Source organism: Marinobacterium maritimum (genome assembly GCF_039523155.1).
Classification (GTDB): domain Bacteria; phylum Pseudomonadota; class Gammaproteobacteria; order Pseudomonadales; family Balneatricaceae; genus Marinobacterium; species Marinobacterium maritimum.
In genome coordinates this window covers 1-16,781 of the sequence record NZ_BAAAET010000009.1, presented here as the reverse complement: position 1 = coordinate 16,781, position 16,781 = coordinate 1, and the positions used below count along the sequence as shown (strand labels likewise).

General features: G+C 61.5%; 15 protein-coding genes. 6 read left to right on the top strand and 9 right to left on the bottom strand.

Annotated elements, in window-relative coordinates:
• Positions 1-28 precede the first annotated feature (28 nt).
• The gene (gene dksA / locus ABD013_RS18245; RefSeq protein WP_343809104.1) at positions 29-460 is read right to left on the bottom strand and encodes an RNA polymerase-binding protein DksA; all 432 of its coding nucleotides are present in this window, start codon (positions 458-460) and stop codon (positions 29-31) included.
• A 242-nt stretch (positions 461-702) separates the two neighbouring features.
• Here dksA and ABD013_RS18240 point away from each other — a divergent pair, with 242 nt between their 5' ends.
• The gene (locus ABD013_RS18240; RefSeq protein ID WP_343809103.1) at positions 703-1,869 is read left to right on the top strand and encodes a pyridoxal phosphate-dependent aminotransferase; all 1,167 of its coding nucleotides are present in this window, start codon (positions 703-705) and stop codon (positions 1,867-1,869) included.
• Here the strand turns inward: ABD013_RS18240 and ABD013_RS18235 are convergent.
• Positions 1,856-2,185, bottom strand: coding sequence for a Rieske (2Fe-2S) protein (locus tag ABD013_RS18235; protein WP_343809102.1), 330 nt, complete (start codon positions 2,183-2,185; stop codon positions 1,856-1,858). The two genes, ABD013_RS18240 and ABD013_RS18235, sit on opposite strands and share 14 nt — an antisense overlap.
• Before the next feature lies 1 nt (position 2,186).
• On the bottom strand, positions 2,187-3,716 hold the full coding sequence (locus tag ABD013_RS18230) for a bifunctional aminoglycoside phosphotransferase/ATP-binding protein (RefSeq protein WP_343809101.1): 1,530 nt from the start codon (positions 3,714-3,716) through the stop codon (positions 2,187-2,189).
• Between the two features lie 112 nt (positions 3,717-3,828).
• On the opposite strand from ABD013_RS18230, the gene mrcB reads away from it, so the two are divergent.
• Positions 3,829-6,096, top strand: a complete 2,268-nt coding sequence (gene mrcB, locus ABD013_RS18225) for a penicillin-binding protein 1B (protein WP_343809100.1) — start codon at positions 3,829-3,831, stop codon at positions 6,094-6,096.
• Positions 6,097-6,111: 15 nt separating this feature from the next.
• Complete coding sequence (locus ABD013_RS18220) at positions 6,112-6,699, top strand: tetratricopeptide repeat protein (RefSeq protein ID WP_343809099.1); 588 nt, start codon at positions 6,112-6,114, stop codon at positions 6,697-6,699.
• On the opposite strand, the gene ABD013_RS18215 is transcribed toward ABD013_RS18220, so the two are convergent.
• From ABD013_RS18215 to ABD013_RS18200, 4 genes are read right to left on the bottom strand one after another with little or no spacing between them, the layout of a single operon-like run.
• Positions 6,693-7,295, bottom strand: a complete 603-nt coding sequence (locus tag ABD013_RS18215) for a hypothetical protein (protein WP_343809098.1) — start codon at positions 7,293-7,295, stop codon at positions 6,693-6,695. The two genes, ABD013_RS18220 and ABD013_RS18215, sit on opposite strands and share 7 nt — an antisense overlap.
• Positions 7,296-7,301: 6 nt before the next feature.
• On the bottom strand, positions 7,302-8,588 hold the full coding sequence (gene hemL / locus ABD013_RS18210) for a glutamate-1-semialdehyde 2,1-aminomutase (protein WP_343809097.1): 1,287 nt from the start codon (positions 8,586-8,588) through the stop codon (positions 7,302-7,304).
• A gap of 32 nt (positions 8,589-8,620) precedes the next feature.
• Positions 8,621-9,250 (bottom strand): thiamine phosphate synthase, encoded by a 630-nt coding sequence (gene thiE / locus ABD013_RS18205; RefSeq protein ID WP_343809096.1) that lies wholly within the window; start codon positions 9,248-9,250, stop codon positions 8,621-8,623.
• Positions 9,247-10,974, bottom strand: a complete 1,728-nt coding sequence (locus tag ABD013_RS18200; protein ID WP_343809095.1) for a chloride channel protein — start codon at positions 10,972-10,974, stop codon at positions 9,247-9,249. Before ABD013_RS18200 ends, thiE begins: the two co-directional genes overlap by 4 nt.
• Before the next feature lie 86 nt (positions 10,975-11,060).
• Here ABD013_RS18200 and argC point away from each other — a divergent pair, with 86 nt between their 5' ends.
• Positions 11,061-12,095: an N-acetyl-gamma-glutamyl-phosphate reductase gene (gene argC / locus ABD013_RS18195; RefSeq protein WP_343809094.1), complete on the top strand. Its 1,035-nt coding sequence runs from the start codon at positions 11,061-11,063 to the stop codon at positions 12,093-12,095.
• Between the two features lie 70 nt (positions 12,096-12,165).
• Positions 12,166-12,513, top strand: coding sequence for an iron-sulfur cluster insertion protein ErpA (gene erpA, locus ABD013_RS18190; protein ID WP_343809093.1), 348 nt, complete (start codon positions 12,166-12,168; stop codon positions 12,511-12,513).
• A 68-nt stretch (positions 12,514-12,581) separates the two neighbouring features.
• Here the strand turns inward: erpA and ABD013_RS18185 are convergent, their stop codons facing one another.
• Both ABD013_RS18185 and ABD013_RS18180 read right to left on the bottom strand, forming a co-directional pair.
• Entirely contained in the window at positions 12,582-13,688 is a 1,107-nt protein-coding gene (locus ABD013_RS18185) for an anhydro-N-acetylmuramic acid kinase (protein WP_343809092.1), read from the bottom strand.
• Positions 13,685-15,061, bottom strand: a complete 1,377-nt coding sequence (locus ABD013_RS18180; protein WP_343809091.1) for an OapA family protein — start codon at positions 15,059-15,061, stop codon at positions 13,685-13,687. Before ABD013_RS18180 ends, ABD013_RS18185 begins: the two co-directional genes overlap by 4 nt.
• 188 nt (positions 15,062-15,249) lie before the next feature.
• Here ABD013_RS18180 and tyrS point away from each other — a divergent pair, with 188 nt between their 5' ends.
• Positions 15,250-16,545 carry a tyrosine--tRNA ligase gene (tyrS, locus tag ABD013_RS18175; RefSeq protein ID WP_343809090.1) on the top strand — a complete coding sequence of 432 codons (1,296 nt, stop codon included), beginning with the start codon at positions 15,250-15,252 and terminating at the stop codon, positions 16,543-16,545.
• Positions 16,546-16,781: the final 236 nt, after the last annotated feature.

The following is a 16,781-nucleotide window of genomic DNA, read 5'->3' as shown; positions in this document are numbered from 1 at the left end:
GGCGCCGGAGGCACCTCAGGGTCGGGAATCAGCGGCCGATCTGCTTTTCCTTGATTTCGGCAAGGGTCTTGCAGTCGATGCAGAGGGTCGCGGTCGGGCGGGCTTCCAGGCGGCGGATACCGATCTCGACGCCGCAGGCCTCGCAGAAACCGTAGTCATCGTCGTCGATGCTGTCGAGTGCTTCATCAATCTTGCGGATCAACTTGCGCTCACGGTCGCGGGTGCGCAACTCCAGGCTGAACTCCTCTTCCTGACTGGCACGGTCGCTCGGGTCAGCGAAGTTGGAGGCTTCTTCTTTCAGGTGGGTGATGGTGCTGTCGACCTCTTCCATAAGCTCGCGTTTCCAGCCAAGCAGGATCTTGCGGAAGTGATCTTTCTGCGCATCACTCATGTACTCCTCACCGGTATCCAGCGGATAGGGCTCGAAATGCATGAACTGAGTATCGTTTGTTTTCGGCATTGGCGCAGCCTCACGTCATTGGGGGCTCAGACTCCATCAGAGCGCTATTGCTCCGGCCCGGCGCCCCTGATATGGGAACACTATGGTGCTTTAAAAGCCGGTGAAAGTACCAGAAGCCCAGTCTTTAGGCTAGACCCCTTTAGGGTTTTTGCCATCCCGTTGATATCAGACAGAAGTTCAGCGGCATACAGCTACGATGAATGTCGATATACTGCGGCGGGTGTTGAACGGAGAGAAAAGCGATGAATAAAGGCTGGACCGAACGGGCGCGCGAGATCGACTCGTTCAAGGTGATGGATCTGCTCAAGCGTGCGGCCGAGCTGGATGCGGCCGGGCATGATGTGGTGCATATGGAGGCCGGCGAACCCGACTTTCCGACTGCCGAGCCGATCGTCGCGGCAGCGCAGGCAGCGCTTGTCGCTGGACATACCCGCTATACCCCGGCTGGCGGTATTCCCCAGTTGCGTGAGTCTATCGCCGCCTTCTACCAGCAGCGCTACGGCGTCAGTATCACGCCGCAACAGGTGCTGGTGACCGCCGGTGCCTCTGGCGCGTTGCTGCTGGCCTTTGCCCTGCTGGCAGCGCCGGGCAGCCGTTTCCTGCTGGCCGATCCGGGCTATCCATGCAACCGCCAATTCCTGCGCCTGCTGGAAGCTCGTGGCCAGCTGGTGCCGGTAGGACCGGAGACCAACTACCAGCTCACGCCGGAGCTGATCGAGCAGCACTGGCAGGCGGACACGGCCGGTGTGTTGCTGGCGTCACCGTCCAATCCGACCGGCTCAGTGGTGCCGACCGATCAGTTGGCCGCCATCGCTACGACAGTGGAACGTCTGGGTGGTGCGCTGATCGTGGATGAGATCTACCACGGCCTGACCTATGGCTTCGATGCCGAGACGGTGCTCAGCGTGGCGCCAAGTTCCGTGGTGCTGAATAGTTTTTCCAAATACTTTGGCATGACCGGTTGGCGCCTGGGCTGGCTGGTGGCGGAAGAGGCGGCAGTCGCCGAGATGGAGAAGATCGCCCAGAACCTGTTTATCTCACCGGCCACGCTGTCGCAGCATGCGGCTCTGGCCGCGTTCGAGCCGCAGACGCTGGCCATTTTCGAACAGCGCCGGGCCGCCTTTGCCGAACGTAGGGACCGTCTGGTCGCCGGGTTGCGTGAATTGGGATTCGGCATTCCGCTGATGCCGGAGGGCGCCTTTTACGTCTACGCCGATGCCTCCCACCTGACCGATGACAGCTATGCTTACTGCTGGTCGCTGCTGGAGGAGGATCATCTGGCGGTGACGCCGGGGGCCGACTTCGGCTGCAACCACCCGGAACGCTATATCCGTTTCTCCTACACCACCGGGCTGGACCGTATCGAGCTGGCGCTGGAGCGCCTGAAACAGCGGATCAGTCGCGGCTGAGGTAGACCTCGCCCTCCCTGACCGAGCAGGTCAGGGGTTCCAGTTCTTCGCCCGGACAGGGGCCGGCCACACAAACGCCATCCTCGATGCCGAACAGGGCGCCGTGGGTGGCACACTGGATGAACTGCTTTTCATAGTCCAGGAACTGGTTCGGCTGCCATTCCAGGCGGATACCGCGGTGCGGGCAGCTGTTTTTCCACGCCAGTACGCGTTCGCCACGGCGAAACAGCAACAGGGCGGTGCCGTCGTCCAACTCGAACCCGCGTCCTTCCACCGGGTCCAGTTCATCGATCCGGCACAGATAGATTTCGCTCATCTCAGTCTCCGATCAGGCGCTGGGCACGCAGCTGGGCCATCAGCTGTTCGATCGCCTCGTCATCGCGGGTGTCCACCGGCAGGGTAATCAGCTGTTCCTCGCTGCTCAGCGGCTGCATCACGCTCATCTGTTCACGCATCACGTCCACATCGGCATCGGACGGATCCAGGCCGGTTTCCTGACGTCGTTTGAGGCGGGCCTCAATCAGGTTCTGCTCGCAGTGGCAGCTGATGATACGGACCGGCAGATCAAGCGCGCCGGCCAGTTCCACGTAGGCGTTGCGGGTGCGCTGTTGGATGAAGGTGGCGTCGACCACCACCGAGTAGCCGGCCTTGACCATCAGGGTCGTGGTTTCGAGCAGGTGCTGGAAGGTGCGGCTGTTCATCTCCGCGCCGTACAGGTCCAGTGACAGCCCCTGCAGACTCAGCTCCCGGTAGAGGCGCTTGCGCTCCACGTCTGAGCGGATACGGATGACGCCGACCGCTTCGGCCAGACGCTCGCTGAGATAGCTCTTGCCACTGCCGCTGACACCGTGCATCACGAATATGGCCGGTGAGCGTTTGCGGCAGTAGTGTTCGGTCAGCTTGAGGTAATGACGACAGGTCGGTACGTCAGGCTGAGTGCCGAGCATCGCCACCTTGGCACGGACCATGGAACGGTAGGATTTGTAGAAGTTCAGCAGCGGCAGCGCCGCGTAGTCGCCGGTCAGCTCCAGGTAGAGGTTGAGGCAACGGTTGGCCCAGCGGAACTGCTGGTTGGCCTCCAGGTCCATCAGCAGGAACGCCAGGTCGGAGATGGTATCGATCCAGCGGAACTCCAGGTTGAACTCGATGCAGTCGAACAGGCGCAGCTCGTCGTGGAACAGGTTGATGTTGGCCAGGTGCAGGTCGCCGTGGCACTCGCGTACATGCCCCTGGCGCTTGCGCTGGCGCATCAATCCCTCGAGCGCACGGAAGTTTTCCGCCGTGCGTGCCGACAGCTGCTGCAGCAGTGCCCAGTCTTCAACGTCGAGGTGGTCCGGCGGAATATGGCGGTAGTTGTCGGCCACCACCTCCCACAGGGTTTCCGGCTCGCCCCAGGGGCTGTCCTGAGCGACGATGGGGATACGCTGGTGGAAGGCGGCGATCTGTTCGGCCAGCAGGTCGATCCAGTGGGTTTCGAACAGGTGGCGCTGCAGCAGGCGATCAAGCCTCAGTTCAGGATCGAACTGGTACATTTGCACCGCATATTCGATGATGCCCTCGTCCGCCCCCAGCTCTGGAGCTTCGTCGCTGCCGCCGATGGTGACCAGCCCGATATAGATGTCCGGTGCCAGTCGCTGGTTCAGCCGCACCTCTTCTTCGCAGCAGTGGCGACGCTGTTCCAGCGTGGTAAAGTCCAGAAACCCGAAGTTGACCGGCTTCTTGATCTTGTAGGCGTACTCCCCGGTGAGCAGTAACCAGGATATGTGGGTTTCGATCACCTCGACCTTGTCCACCGCGTGTGGATAGCGGGCGGGATCGCGCAATGATTCGATCAGTTTGGGTAACATGAGGCTCCAGCTGTTGTCAGCGATGGCATGAGATTATACTGACCCGATGAGTAAAAAGAGAACTCCCCCCGCCAAAGGGCGCAGGAAGCGCCGATCCAAACAACCTTCCCTGATGGCTCGATTGTTCCGCTGGCTGCTCAAGCTGGGGCTGGTGCTGGCTGTTGTGGCCGCAGTTGGTCTGATCTACCTGGATGCCCAGGTGCGCAGCAAGTTCGAGGGCAAACGCTGGGCCGTGCCGGCCAAGGTCTATGCCCGCCCGCTGGAGTTGTACCCCGGTCAGAGCCTGAGCCGGGATGAACTCAAGCAGGAGCTGAAGGGGCTGCACTACCGCTTCGTGCGCAGTGCTGATCAGCCCGGTGCCGTTGAGTGGGCCAGCAGTCGTGCCCGTATCCGCACACGAGGGTTCAATTTCCCCGATGGTGCCGAACCGGCGCGCAACATGCTGTTGACCTTTTCCGGTAACACCCTGAGCGACATCCGTGATGCCGAGGGGCGCCGCCTGCCGCTGGTGCGGCTGGAGCCGATGCTGGTTGGTGGCATCTACCCCAAGTCCAATGAGGACCGCGATCTGATCAAGCTCGATGAGGCGCCTCCTCATTTGGCACAGGCACTGGTGGCGGTGGAAGACCGGCGCTTCTATGAGCACTGGGGCGTCTCCTTCAAGGGCATTGCCCGTGCCATGTGGGTCAACATCCGTGCCGGGCGTTTCGTGCAGGGCGGCAGTACCCTGACGCAGCAGCTGATCAAGAATTTCTACCTGACCTCCGACCGTACCCTGAGCCGCAAGCTGATGGAGCTGCCGATGGCAATGCTGCTCGAGCTGCATTACGACAAGGACGAGATTCTGGAGGCCTACCTCAACGAGGTTTATCTGGGGCAGTCCGGCAACCGCGCCATTCATGGTTTTGGTCTGGCCAGTCAGTATTATTTCGCCCGTCCGGTGCAGGAACTGGAGTTGCACCAGGTGGCGCTGCTGGCCGGCATGGTCAAGGGACCGTCCTGGTATGATCCGCGCCGACATCCCGAGCGTGCGCTGGAACGACGCAACCTGGTACTGAAAATGTTGCGCGATCAGGGTCAGATCGACCAGGCTGAGTATGATGCCGCCCGCCAGCGTACGCTGGGCGTGGTCAAGCAGCGCAGTCTGCACAAGGGCGCCTTCCCGGCTTACCTGGATTTGGTCAAGCGTAAGCTGCGCGAGGAGTACCGTGACGAAGATCTGAGTACTGAAGGACTGAGAGTGTTCACCGCGCTGGATCCGCTGGTGCAGACCCGTGCCGAGGCGGCACTGGATACCAGCGTCAAGGGACTGGAAAAACGCTATGGCAGCAAGGCCCGGGGGCTGGAAGCCAGCATGGTCGTGACCGACCCGCAGACCGGCGAGGTGCTGGCGCTGATCGGCGGGCGTGAAACCCGCTATCAGGGCTTCAACCGGGCGCTGGATGCGCTGCGCCCCATCGGCTCACTGGTCAAGCCGGCGGTCTATCTGGCCGCTCTGGAAAAGGGCTACACCCTGAACTCCCTGCTGGAAGACGAACCGTTCAGCGTCAAATTGCCGGATGGGTCGCTGTGGCAACCGCAGAACTTCGACCGGCGCAGCCACGGCCTGGTGCCGCTGCACCGCTCGCTGGCGCTGTCCTACAATCAGTCCACTGCCCGTCTGGGTATGGAGGTGGGGCTGGAGCGGGTGATCGACATGCTTGAGCGTCTAGGTGCCGAGCGTGAACTCAAGGCCTATCCATCGCTGTTGCTGGGTGCCCAGGCACTGTCGCCGCTGGAGCTGGCCAGCATCTACCAGACCATCGCGGCCAACGGCTTCCGCATGCCGTTGCGGGTTATCCGGCGGGTAACCGATGCCGAGGGCGAGGAACTGTCACGTTATCCCTTTACCCTGAAGCAGCAGGTCAAACCTGAGGTGGTGCATCTGTTACAGTATGCGCTGCAGGAAGTGGGGCGCGAGGGTACGGCGCGCAGCGCCTACGGTGTACTGCCGCAGAATCTGAATCTGGCCGGCAAGACCGGTACCTCGAACGATCAGCGTGACAGCTGGTTCGCCGGTTTTACCGGCGATCGGCTGGCCGTGGTCTGGCTGGGGCGTGATGACAATTCGCAGCTGCCGTTTACCGGTTCCGGTGGCGCGCTGCGGGTGTGGACCGAGTTCATGCGCCGCGAACGGCCCGAGCCCTTTATCGCCACTCGGCCGGCTGGGATTGAATATGTCTGGGTCGATGAGGCCACGGGGCTGCGCTCCGACGAACGCTGTGAAGGGTCACGCCAGTTGCCCTTCCTGACCGGTACGGCGCCGGAGAAAAAGGTCGACTGTGGCCTGGATGGCCCGGTCAGGCGTTCGCTGGACTGGTTCCGTAACTGGTTTAACTGAATTTAGAAGGACGCTATGAAAAAGGTTTATCTGATGCTGGGCATGGCGCTGGTGGTGACCGGCTGTGCTGGTCCCAACCCCTATGTTTACAAGGCGCCGGTCGAGGATCGCAGCCGCAGCACCCCCCAGAGCAGTGAGCCGGGTACGGTGGTGCCGGCGGAGCCGGCGCCGGGTGTGACGGTGACGCCGATCGGTCAGACCCCGGTGATCCGGGCGCAGCGTGAAACGCTGGATAAGCCGGTTCAGGTGCAACAGCCGGTCGAACAGGTTGTCAGTCAGCCGCAAAGCCCGGCGGTGGTTGCACTGCTGGAAACGGCACGACAGGACAGCAGTAACGGCAACCTGCGCACGGCGCAGAGCCGTCTGGAGCGGGCGTTGCGCATTGCACCGCGTGACCCCGAGGTCTATATCCAGCTGGCCGACGTGCAGCGTCGCCAGGGACAGTTTCTGCAGGCTGAACAGGTGGCGTTGAAAGGCGTGAGTGTAGCCTCAGGGCAGCGTAGCCCCTTGCGCCGGCTGTGGACGCTGATTGCGGATATTCGCCAGGAAGCGGGGAATGCGGCGGGCGCTCGAGAGGCCCGCCAGAAGGCAGCGGCTTACTGAGCCGCTGTTTCCCTTGAGGTCTGTTGCAGCAGTGACCCGCTGAGCAGCAGCAGGCCGACCGCCTTAGCCAACAGGCGTACCGTGTCGGACAGTTCGGCAGTCATCAGCGCCGGCGCGCTGAGGCTGATCAGCAGCAGCGGTGCCGCCAGGGCGCAGGTCAGCTGTGACAGCAGGCCCTGCAGGCGCCAGGCGGCGACCAGCAGGGCGGCGGCCAGAGCCAGACTGAGCCAGAGCGTGTAGTCCTCACCCAACCCCATGCGTCGGCACAGCTCGAACAGGGCAAAGAGTGCCAGCAGCCAGCGCCCCCAGCCTGCCTTTGACCAGTACCAGCCCATCGCCAGTGCCAGGGTTGCGGTTGCCAGCAGTGGCAGTCCGGCGTATACCGCCAGATTGTCCAGCAGGCGCTGCAGGGTCGCGATATCCTGGCTGGTTGGCGTCAGCAGCAGCTGCCCCATCGCAGACAGCGCCACGAACACCAGGCTCAGGCTGCCGACCTGAAGCTGCGATCGAGGCGCTTCGGCCAGTGCCTCACTGCGGCGAAACAGCAGGACGGCACCGGCCAGGGCGGCCAACAACAGCAGACTGTTAGCCAACATGGTCGATCAGCTCGCGAGCTTGGCGAAGACGCGATCCGCAGCCGCCAGGGTCGCGTCAAGTTCCGCTTCGGTATGGGCGTTGGAGACGAAGCCGGCCTCGAAGGCAGACGGGGCCAGGTAGATGCCCTCATCCAGCATGCCGTGGAAGAACTTGCCGAACAGCTCGGCATCGCAGGCCGTCGCTTCGGTGAAGCTGGTGACCTCTTCCTGATCGGTGAAGAACAGGCCGAACATGCCTCCGACGCAACTGGTGGTGAACGGGATGCCATGGCGGGCGGCCATCGCTTCCAGTCCCAGGGTCAGGTATTCGGCCTTGGCGCTCAGCGCTTCGTGGATGCCTTCTTCCTTCAAGGCGGTCAGCATCGCCAGACCCGCAGACATTGCCAGCGGGTTGCCGGACAGGGTGCCAGCCTGATACACCGGACCCAGCGGTGCGATATGTTCCATGATCTCACGCTTGCCGCCGAAGGCACCGACCGGCAGGCCGCCGCCGATCACCTTGCCCAGCGTGGTCAGGTCCGGTTTGATGTTGAAGTACTCCTGGGCGCCACCCAGGGCGACACGGAAACCGGTCATCACCTCATCGAAAATCAGCACGCTGCCATACTGGTCGCAGACTTCACGCAGACCTTCGAGGAAACCTTCCTTCGGCAGGATGCAGTTCATGTTGCCGGCTACCGGTTCGACAATGATGCAGGCGATCTGGTCACCGATTTCGGCAAAGGCTTCACGCACATTGTCGATGTCGTTGTAGGTCAGCGTGATGGTGTGCTCCGCCAGTGCGGCCGGAACCCCAGGTGAGTTGGGCTCGCCCAGCGTCAGGGCGCCTGAACCGGCCTTGACCAGCAGGGAGTCGGAGTGGCCGTGGTAGCAGCCCTCGAACTTGACGATCTTGTCGCGGCCGGTGAAACCTCGGGCCAGGCGGATGGCGCTCATGGTGGCTTCGGTGCCGGAGCTGACCATGCGCACCATTTCCATCGACGGCACCAGTTCACAGACCAGGTCGGCCATCTCGGTCTCGATGGCGGTCGGTGCACCAAAGCCCAGACCGTTGTCCAGTGCCGCGCGTACGGCATTGATCACCGGCGGATAGGCGTGACCCAGCAGCATCGGGCCCCAGGAACCGACGTAGTCGATGTACTGACGGTCATCTTCATCGAACAGGAAGGGACCTTCACCACGCTTGAAGAACACAGGCGTGCCACCGACGCCCTTGAAGGCACGTACCGGTGAGTTGACGCCGCCCGGGATGTGGGCCTGTGCGGCCTGGAACAGGGATTCTGAACGTGACATTGGACACTTCCTTTGGCTTGAAAAAGGGTTGGTTACGAATGTTGAAACTGTTGGCTGAAGCGCTCGGCCTGCTGCTGAATCTCCTGGGCTGCGAAGAGCGCGTGTACCACGGCCACCAGATCGGCGCCGGCTTCGATCACCTGGGGCGCATTATCCACACTGATTCCGCCAATCGCTACCACCGGAACATTCAGCTGTTCCTTTGCTGCTTGCAGCAGACTCAGCGGGGCGGATGTGGCGCCGGGCTTGGTCTGGGACGGGAAAAAGGCACCAAAGGCGACATGGTCGGCTCCCTGCTGTATGGCCCGGTGGGCCAGCTCCAGGCTGTCGTGGCAGGTCTGGCCGATCAGCGCGCGGGTGCCCAGGTACGTCCGTGCCGCGGCTACGCTGCCATCCTCCTGGCCTAGGTGGACACCATCGGCGCCACAGGCGTGTGCCAGTACAACGTCATCATTGATCAGTAGGGGGCAGTCAAACTGGCGGCAGAGATCACGCAGGGCGCGGGCCTGGCGCAGTCGTTTTTCAGCGTCGCTGGACTTGTCGCGGTATTGCAGCAGGCGCATGCCGCCGCGCAGGGCTGCTTCCACCTGTTCCAGCATGGCATTGTCGCTGGGCATCAGCTTGGCATCGGTCAGGCCGTAAAGGCCGTGCAGTCGGGTCATGACAGGGTCTGTTTCCGGTTGTAATACTCTTCTATCTGCTGGCGGCTGATCAGGCCCAGGGGTTCTTCCCGATTGCTGACCACCAGCAGATGACTTAGCTGTTTTAACTGCATGCGGTCGAGTGCCTCCTTCAGAGTGGCGCGGTAGAGCAAAGGTTCAATATCGGCGCGCTGGGCCGGAATGCTGAGCAGGTCGATGGGAGTGCTGTCATCGGTATCTTCGCTCAGGGTTTCCAGGTGCTGGCGCAGATCCGCCGGTGGCATGAGCACCGAGCGTGATTCCGTGCTGACCAGCAGCCAGTGCGGTGCCGACTCAAGCAGGCTTTGCGCCTCGGCCACGCTGAGCTGTGCTGGCGTGGCACTGAAATCGCGCTGCATCAGGCTGCCTACGGCCGCTCGGGACAGAATCTGGGCCAGCGGCGCCTGGCGCAGATCCATTCCCTGTCGTTGCAGGGACGCATGAAAGATCGAGGGTAGCCCAAAACCGAAGCGGGTGGTCAGGTTGGCGACCAGAATGGCCAGCATGCCGGGCAGAATGATACCGGTATTCTGGGTCAGCTCCAGCATGGCCAGCAGTGCCGCCAGCGGCGCATTGAGCAGGGCGGCCATCATTGCACCCATGCCCAGCATGGCGTAGAGGCCGCTGTGGGGTGTGCCGATAAGCAGTGAACCGATGGCGCCGACCAGGGCGCCGGCGACGACACCAATGAACAGAGTGGGGCCGATCAGGCCGGCCGGGATGCCGAGGCCGATCACCACCGGGGTCAGCAGGCACTTGGCCAGCAGCAGGCCGGCCAGAAACAGGATCGGCTCGGGGGTGTTGAACAGGGATTCGATGGTGTCATAGCCGCCGCCCATCACTTCCGGCCACTGCAGTGCTACTAGGCCGGTCAGTAACCCGGCGAGCAAAAAACGGACCGGGAAGGGCCAGTGCTTGAGCTTGAATACCTGCATCTGCAGCAGGTGGAAGCCGGTGGCCAGCAGGCCGCAGGCCAGGCCGAGCACGGCGATCAGGGGGAGCTGGGTCAGTTCCGCGATCGACAGGCTGGGGGCGGTAAAGACCAACGCTTCGCCCACTAATGCGCGGGACACGATGTCGCCGACCAGGGCGGCCACCATGACCGGCAGAAAACCGATCAGGGTATATTCCAGCAGCACCACCTCCATGGAGAAGATCACCGCTGCCAGCGGCGTGTTGAAGGTGGCGGCAATACCGGCGGCGGCACCGCAGCCCACCAGTACTCGCATGGAGTTGTTGGGCAGGTAGAGTCTCTGTCCCAGCAGGCTGCCCGCGCCGGCCCCCAGGTGCACGGCGGGTCCTTCACGTCCTACGGAATGGCCGCTGGCCAGGGCGATCAGTGCGGCCAGCCCCTGAATAAACAGGTTGAAGATCGGCAGGCGGCCTTCGTAGTTGGTCAGGCGCTCGAGCATGTGCACGATGCCGACCGTGCGGGCATGGGCCGGCACGGCAGCGAACAGCAGTATCAGCAACAGGCTGCCGCCAAGCGGCAGCAGCAAGCGCTGGAGATCGTCCAGTTCTTCGAAGCGCTCAGCGCCGCCCGGCAGCAACCAGGCCTGCAGCAATGTATCGGCCGAGCGAAACAGGCTGATCAGGCCACCCGCGGCCAGTCCGGCGAGTACACCCAGTATGACCAGCTGTGGCAGGGCATCGGCATGGGCCAGGCGTTGGCGAAAATGTTCCAGAGAAAGCGGTCGATGTGGCATGATGGCGAGTTCAGGGGATCATGGTCATCTGCTGAGCAGCTAAGTATTATACCCTAACAGTTTTTACGCACTGATGAGAGGTTGATGTGGTTAAGGTAGGTATCGTCGGCGGCACCGGCTACACCGGTGTAGAGTTGTTGCGTCTTCTGGCAAACCATCCCCAGGCTAAGGTAGAGGTGATTACCTCCCGTTCCGAGGAAGGGATCCAGGTCGCGGACATGTTCCCCAACCTGCGTGGCCACTATGACCTCGCATTCACTGTGCCCGACGTCGATCGCCTGTCGGCCTGCGACGTGGTGTTCTTTGCTACCCCGCACGGCGTTGCCATGAGCATGGCGCCGGAGCTGGTTGACCGTGGCGTGCGCATCATCGATCTCGGGGCCGATTTCCGTATCAAGGATATCGAGCTCTGGGAAAAATGGTACAACCTGGAACATACCTGTCCGGATCTGGTGCAGAAGGCGGTCTATGGTCTGCCGGAAGTCAACCGTGAAGCCATTCGAGAAGGCCAGCTGATTGGCTGCGCCGGCTGCTACCCGACCGCCGTCCAGCTGGGCTTCCGTCCGCTGCTTGAAAATGGCCTGATCGACCATCGCCGCCTGATTGCCGACTGCAAGTCCGGTGTCACCGGTGCCGGTCGTGGCGCCAATGTGGCCATGCTGCAGGCGGAGTCCAGCGAGAGCGTCAAGGCCTACGGTGTGCCGGGGCATCGTCATCTGCCGGAAATCAAGCAGGGCCTGAGCGGCATGGCCGGTCGTCCTGTCGGCCTGACCTTCGCGCCACACCTGATGCCGATGATCCGTGGTATCCATGCCTCCCTGTACTCGGTACTCAAGGATCCGGTCGGTCCGGATCTGCAGAGTCTGTTCGAGGAGTTCTACCGTGACGAGCCGTTCGTCGATGTGATGCCGGCCGGTTCGCATCCGGAAACCCGCAGCGTTAAGGGTTCCAACATGTGCCGTATTAGCGTGCATCAACCGCAGGGCGAGGACACCGTCGTGGTGCTGTCTGCCATCGATAACCTGGTGAAAGGTGCGTCCGGTCAGGCGGTACAGGTGATGAATATCATGTTTGATCTGCCGGAAACCGCCGGTCTGCAACAGGTTGCACTGATGCCCTGATCTGCCAATACTTGACTGATTTAGTCGGTTTAGGCAGAATGCGCTGTATCAAAGAGGGTTTAGTGTGACTATGAGCGATACTGCACAAGCGGCCGATCTGGTATTTACCGATGCGGCAGCCAATAAGGTCAAATCACTGCTGGAAGAAGAGCAGAACGACAAGCTGAAACTGCGGGTGTACATCACCGGTGGTGGCTGCGCGGGCTTCTCTTACGGTTTCACGTTCGATGAAAACATGGCGGACGATGATGCGGCGGTTGAGCGTGACGGCGTGATGCTGGTGGTTGATCCGATGAGCTACCAGTATCTGGCGGGGTCTGAGGTCGACTACAAGGAAGGTCTGCAGGGCTCCCAGTTCGTGATCAACAACCCCAATGCCACCACGACCTGTGGCTGTGGTTCCTCTTTCTCGATCTGAGACTGTCTCGGGATCGTGCAGAAAAAGCGCCGGCATCATGCCGGCGTTTTCGTTTCTGTGTCGTTGGATCAGGCCGGGTAGATGGCACCCAGAATACGGTCGCCCCGGGCGCCGGTAACCGCTGCCAGGCTTGAGGTCTGTCCTTCCAGAGTACGCATGGCGAACCAGGCGAAGGCGGCAGCTTCCACCCAGTCGGGCGCCAGCCCCAGCGCGTCGGTACTGCTGATCCTGGCCTCTGGCAGATGATGCTGCAGGCGTCGTTGCAAGGCACGGTTGTGGCTGCCTCCACCACAAAGGAAGAGTTGTGGCTGGCGCAGTTTGTGCCCGGCAATCGCCCGAGCCAGTGAGGCAGCGGTCAGTTCCAGCAAGGTGGCCTGAGTGTCCTCAGGGGCTGGCTGGACAACCGGTGCGTTCAGTATTTGCTGCAGCCAGGGGAGGTCGAACGCTTCGCGTCCGGTGCTTTTCGGCGGCAGGCGTTGAAAGTAGGGGTGGCTCAGCATTGCTTCCAGCAAGGCCGGCTGTACCTGTCCGCTGGCCGCCCAGGCCCCGTCCCTGTCGTAGTCCCGCCCCTGGTGCTGACGGATCCAGGCATCCATCAGTACATTGCCCGGCCCGGTGTCGTAGCCGAGCACTGCTTGATCATCGTTACCTGGCAGCAGGGTGATATTGGCCATGCCGCCCAGATTGACCACCACCCGATCCTGCCCGACCTGGCCAAACAGGGCTTGATGAAAGGCGGGAACCAGTGGCGCTCCCTGGCCGCCGGCGGCCAGATCGCGACGGCGGAAATCGGCCACGGTGGTGATGCCGGTTCGTTCGGCGATGTTGGCCGGGTCGCCAATCTGCAGACTGAAATGAAGTTCGGGGCGGTGGCGAATGGTCTGGCCGTGGCTGCCGATGGCGCGAATCTGGCTGGCGCTGAAACCGCTGCTGGCCAGAAGTTCTTTGACGGCATCGGCAAACAGTCGGCCCAGTGCAATATCCAGAGCGCCGAGCTGATCGATCTCATCCGGGCCGCTGTGGTTCAGTGTCAGAATCTGCTGGCGCAGGTCCGCCGGCAGGAGATGGGTGTGGCTGGCATGCAGTTGGAACTCCGGCGTGAAGCTGACGATGACGGCGTCAATGCTGTCCAGGCTGGTGCCGGACATCAGGCCAATGAAGTAATCAGGGATCATTGGGCGCGCTCCGGGTCACTCAGGGCAAGCTGTTGGCTCGCATGTTGGTTGAGGGCGGCCAGCAGACGCTCGGATTCAGTCTTGAAGGCGGCACGCTCCTTGTCAGCGACCGGTTTGGCCGCCGGCAGGGCGACGGTCAGCGGGTTTCGGTGTACGCCGTTGCTGCGAAACTCGTAATGCAGATGCGGCCCGGTTGCCAGCCCCGAAGCACCGACGTAACCGATGACCTGCCCCTGCTTGACCCGGGAACCGTTACTGAGGCCTTTCTGGTAGCGACTCATGTGCGCATACAGTGTGGTGATGTTGCCGCCGTGCTGCAGAATGATGGTGCGGCCATAGCCACCTTTGGTGCCGCGCCAGATGATCTTGCCGTCGCCGGCCGCCTTGATCGGTGTGCCGGTTGCGGCGGCGTAGTCGACGCCCCGGTGGGGCCTCTTCTTGCCCAGTACCGGGTGGTAGCGCTCGGGCTTGAAGCGGGAGCTGATGCGGCTGAAGTCCACCGGCGAGCGCAGAAAGGCCTTGCGCATGCTGCGCCCATCCGGAGCGAAATACTGGCTGTTGCCCTCGCTGTCGGTAAAGCGTACAGCCGAGAAGGTCTTGCCCTGGTTGATGAACTCAGCGGCCAGGATGCGGCTTTGATCCAGAGGTTCGTCGTCGAGGTAATCCTGTTCGTAGAGTACGCGGAAGTGATCGCCGTCGCGGATATCCAGCGCGAAGTCGATATCCCAGCCGAAGATTTCGGCCAGCTGCATGATGGTCTTGTTCGACAGCCCGGCTTCGGCCGCATCCAGAAACAGTGAACGATTGATGTTGCCCTCGGCATAGGCGGTGCGCGCTTCAGGGGTGCGTTCCAGCTGCTGTACCTGATAGCCGGTATCGGTCAGCTCGATCAGCGTGGTGTTGAGTTGATCCTGGGCATGGCGGAGTTTACGCAGCAGGCCGTCTTCGATCAGGAAAGCCAGGGTCTGCCCCGGGCGCAGCCGCTTCAGTGCATCGCTGCCACTGACCGCCTGGGATATCCGGTACACCTCTCGGGGGCCCAGTCCGGCGCGCTTGAACAGGGTCGTCAGGTTATCACCACTCTTGACTGGGTATTCGACCCAGTTTTCGACTCTGGCCGGGACTGGTTGGGGAGGTGGAGTCGGCGCGACTGGCTGAGGCTGGGGCGACGCGGAGTCTGTAAGCTCAGCCTGAACCTCAGGGATGTCCATGGGAGCTGCGGTCACGGGCGCCGGTGTGGCGAGGGCTGCGCGATCAGGCTCTATGGAGGAAGTCGGCTCAGTGGGCCAGAGCAGCACTATGGCGGCCAGGGCGGTGAGTGTCGCCGCGGCGGTGACGAGGTGAAATCGGGGCAGGCGGCGAAGATGGTGCATTAACGGTGTCACGGAGATACCTATGGCAGCAAGTGAGGGATCAGTCGACAACGCAGTATAACGAAAATTCCCGTGGACAGAGGGGCATCAATCACGGGGTATGATCGGGGGCATGTTTGTTCAGTCTTCAGTGAAGGTTTAGAATGCTGCGTCTGCTTACTTTAATTCAATAGAGAGATTTCGGCGGTATGAACGCAAACAGCTTGATCGATGATCTGAAGGCCCGTGGTCTCATCGCACAGATGACCAATGAAGAGGAACTGGCTGAGCATCTGACTCAGGGACCGGTGACACTTTATTGTGGCTTCGATCCGACTGCTGACAGTCTGCACCTGGGTCACCTGGTGCCTCTATTGATGCTGAAGCGTTTCCAGGATGCTGGCCATCGCCCGATCGCCCTGGTCGGCGGTGCCACCGGTCTTATTGGCGATCCCAGCTTCAAGGATCAGGAACGTCAGCTGAACTCCGAAGAAGTGGTGCAGCAGTGGAGTGAGTGTCTCAAGTCACAGATCAGCCGCTTCATCAACTTCGACGGTGAAGAGGGCGCCATCCTGGCCAACAACTATGACTGGACCGCCGGTGTGGATGTGCTGAGCTTCCTGCGCGACATCGGCAAGCACTTTACCGTCAACAAGATGATTGCCAAGGAGTCGGTCAAGCAGCGTATCGAGCGCGAAGGTTCGGGTCTCTCCTTTACCGAGTTTACTTACCAGATCCTGCAGTCCTATGACTTCCAGCAGTTGAACAGCAAGTTTGGCTGCACCATGCAGATCGGTGGTTCCGATCAGTGGGGCAACATTGTCGGTGGTATCGAGCTGACTCGTCGCGTCAACGGCGCCGCTACTCATGCCCTGACCCTGCCGCTGATCACCAAGTCTGACGGTACCAAGTTCGGCAAGACCGAGGGTGGTGCGGTATGGCTGGATGCTAAGAAGACATCCCCCTATGCCTTCTATCAGTTCTGGCTGCAGACCCCTGATGCGGATGTATACCGCTTCATGAAGTTCTTCACCTTCCTGCCGGTCAGCGAGATCGACGCGATCGAAGCGGCGGATCGTGAGCGTGCGGGGCGTCCCGAAGCGCAGCGCATCCTGGCAGAACAGATGACCGCACTGGTGCATGGTGACGAAGCTCTGCAGGCGGCGCGCCGTATTACCGAAGCACTGTTCTCCGGCGACCTGTCCGAGTTGAGCCTGGAAGATTACGCTCAGCTGGAACAGGATGGTCTGCCGGCGACTCAGGTACCAACTGAGCTGGCAGAGCTGCCGCTGACCACGCTCTTTGCCGATGCGGGCCTGGCAACATCCGGTAAGCAGGTGAAAGATGCCCTGCAGCGTAATGCCGTCGTGATCAACGACCAGGCCTGCGGTCTGGATCAGAACATGAATGCGGTGGCACTGTTCACCAAGGAAGCGGCGCGCTTCGGCAAGTACTTCCTGGTAAAACTGGGCAAGAAGAAGCACCACCTGTTCTACCTGGGCTAATACCGGTAGACGAGCACTGACAAACAGGCGCCCCTTTTGAGAAAAGGTGCGCCTGTTTGCGTTTTTAACCTTTTTGAAACTTTTTGCAGAAAGGCGTTGACTCCCCGCTGGGGATGCGTAGAATACGCCTCCTCGCTTGAGACGACAGGGTTCGCGAAACGCTGAAGCCTCAAATGAGAAGGAAGTAAGTTCTTGAAATCAATAAGATTTCTGATGTAGAATTCACCTCCTTGATT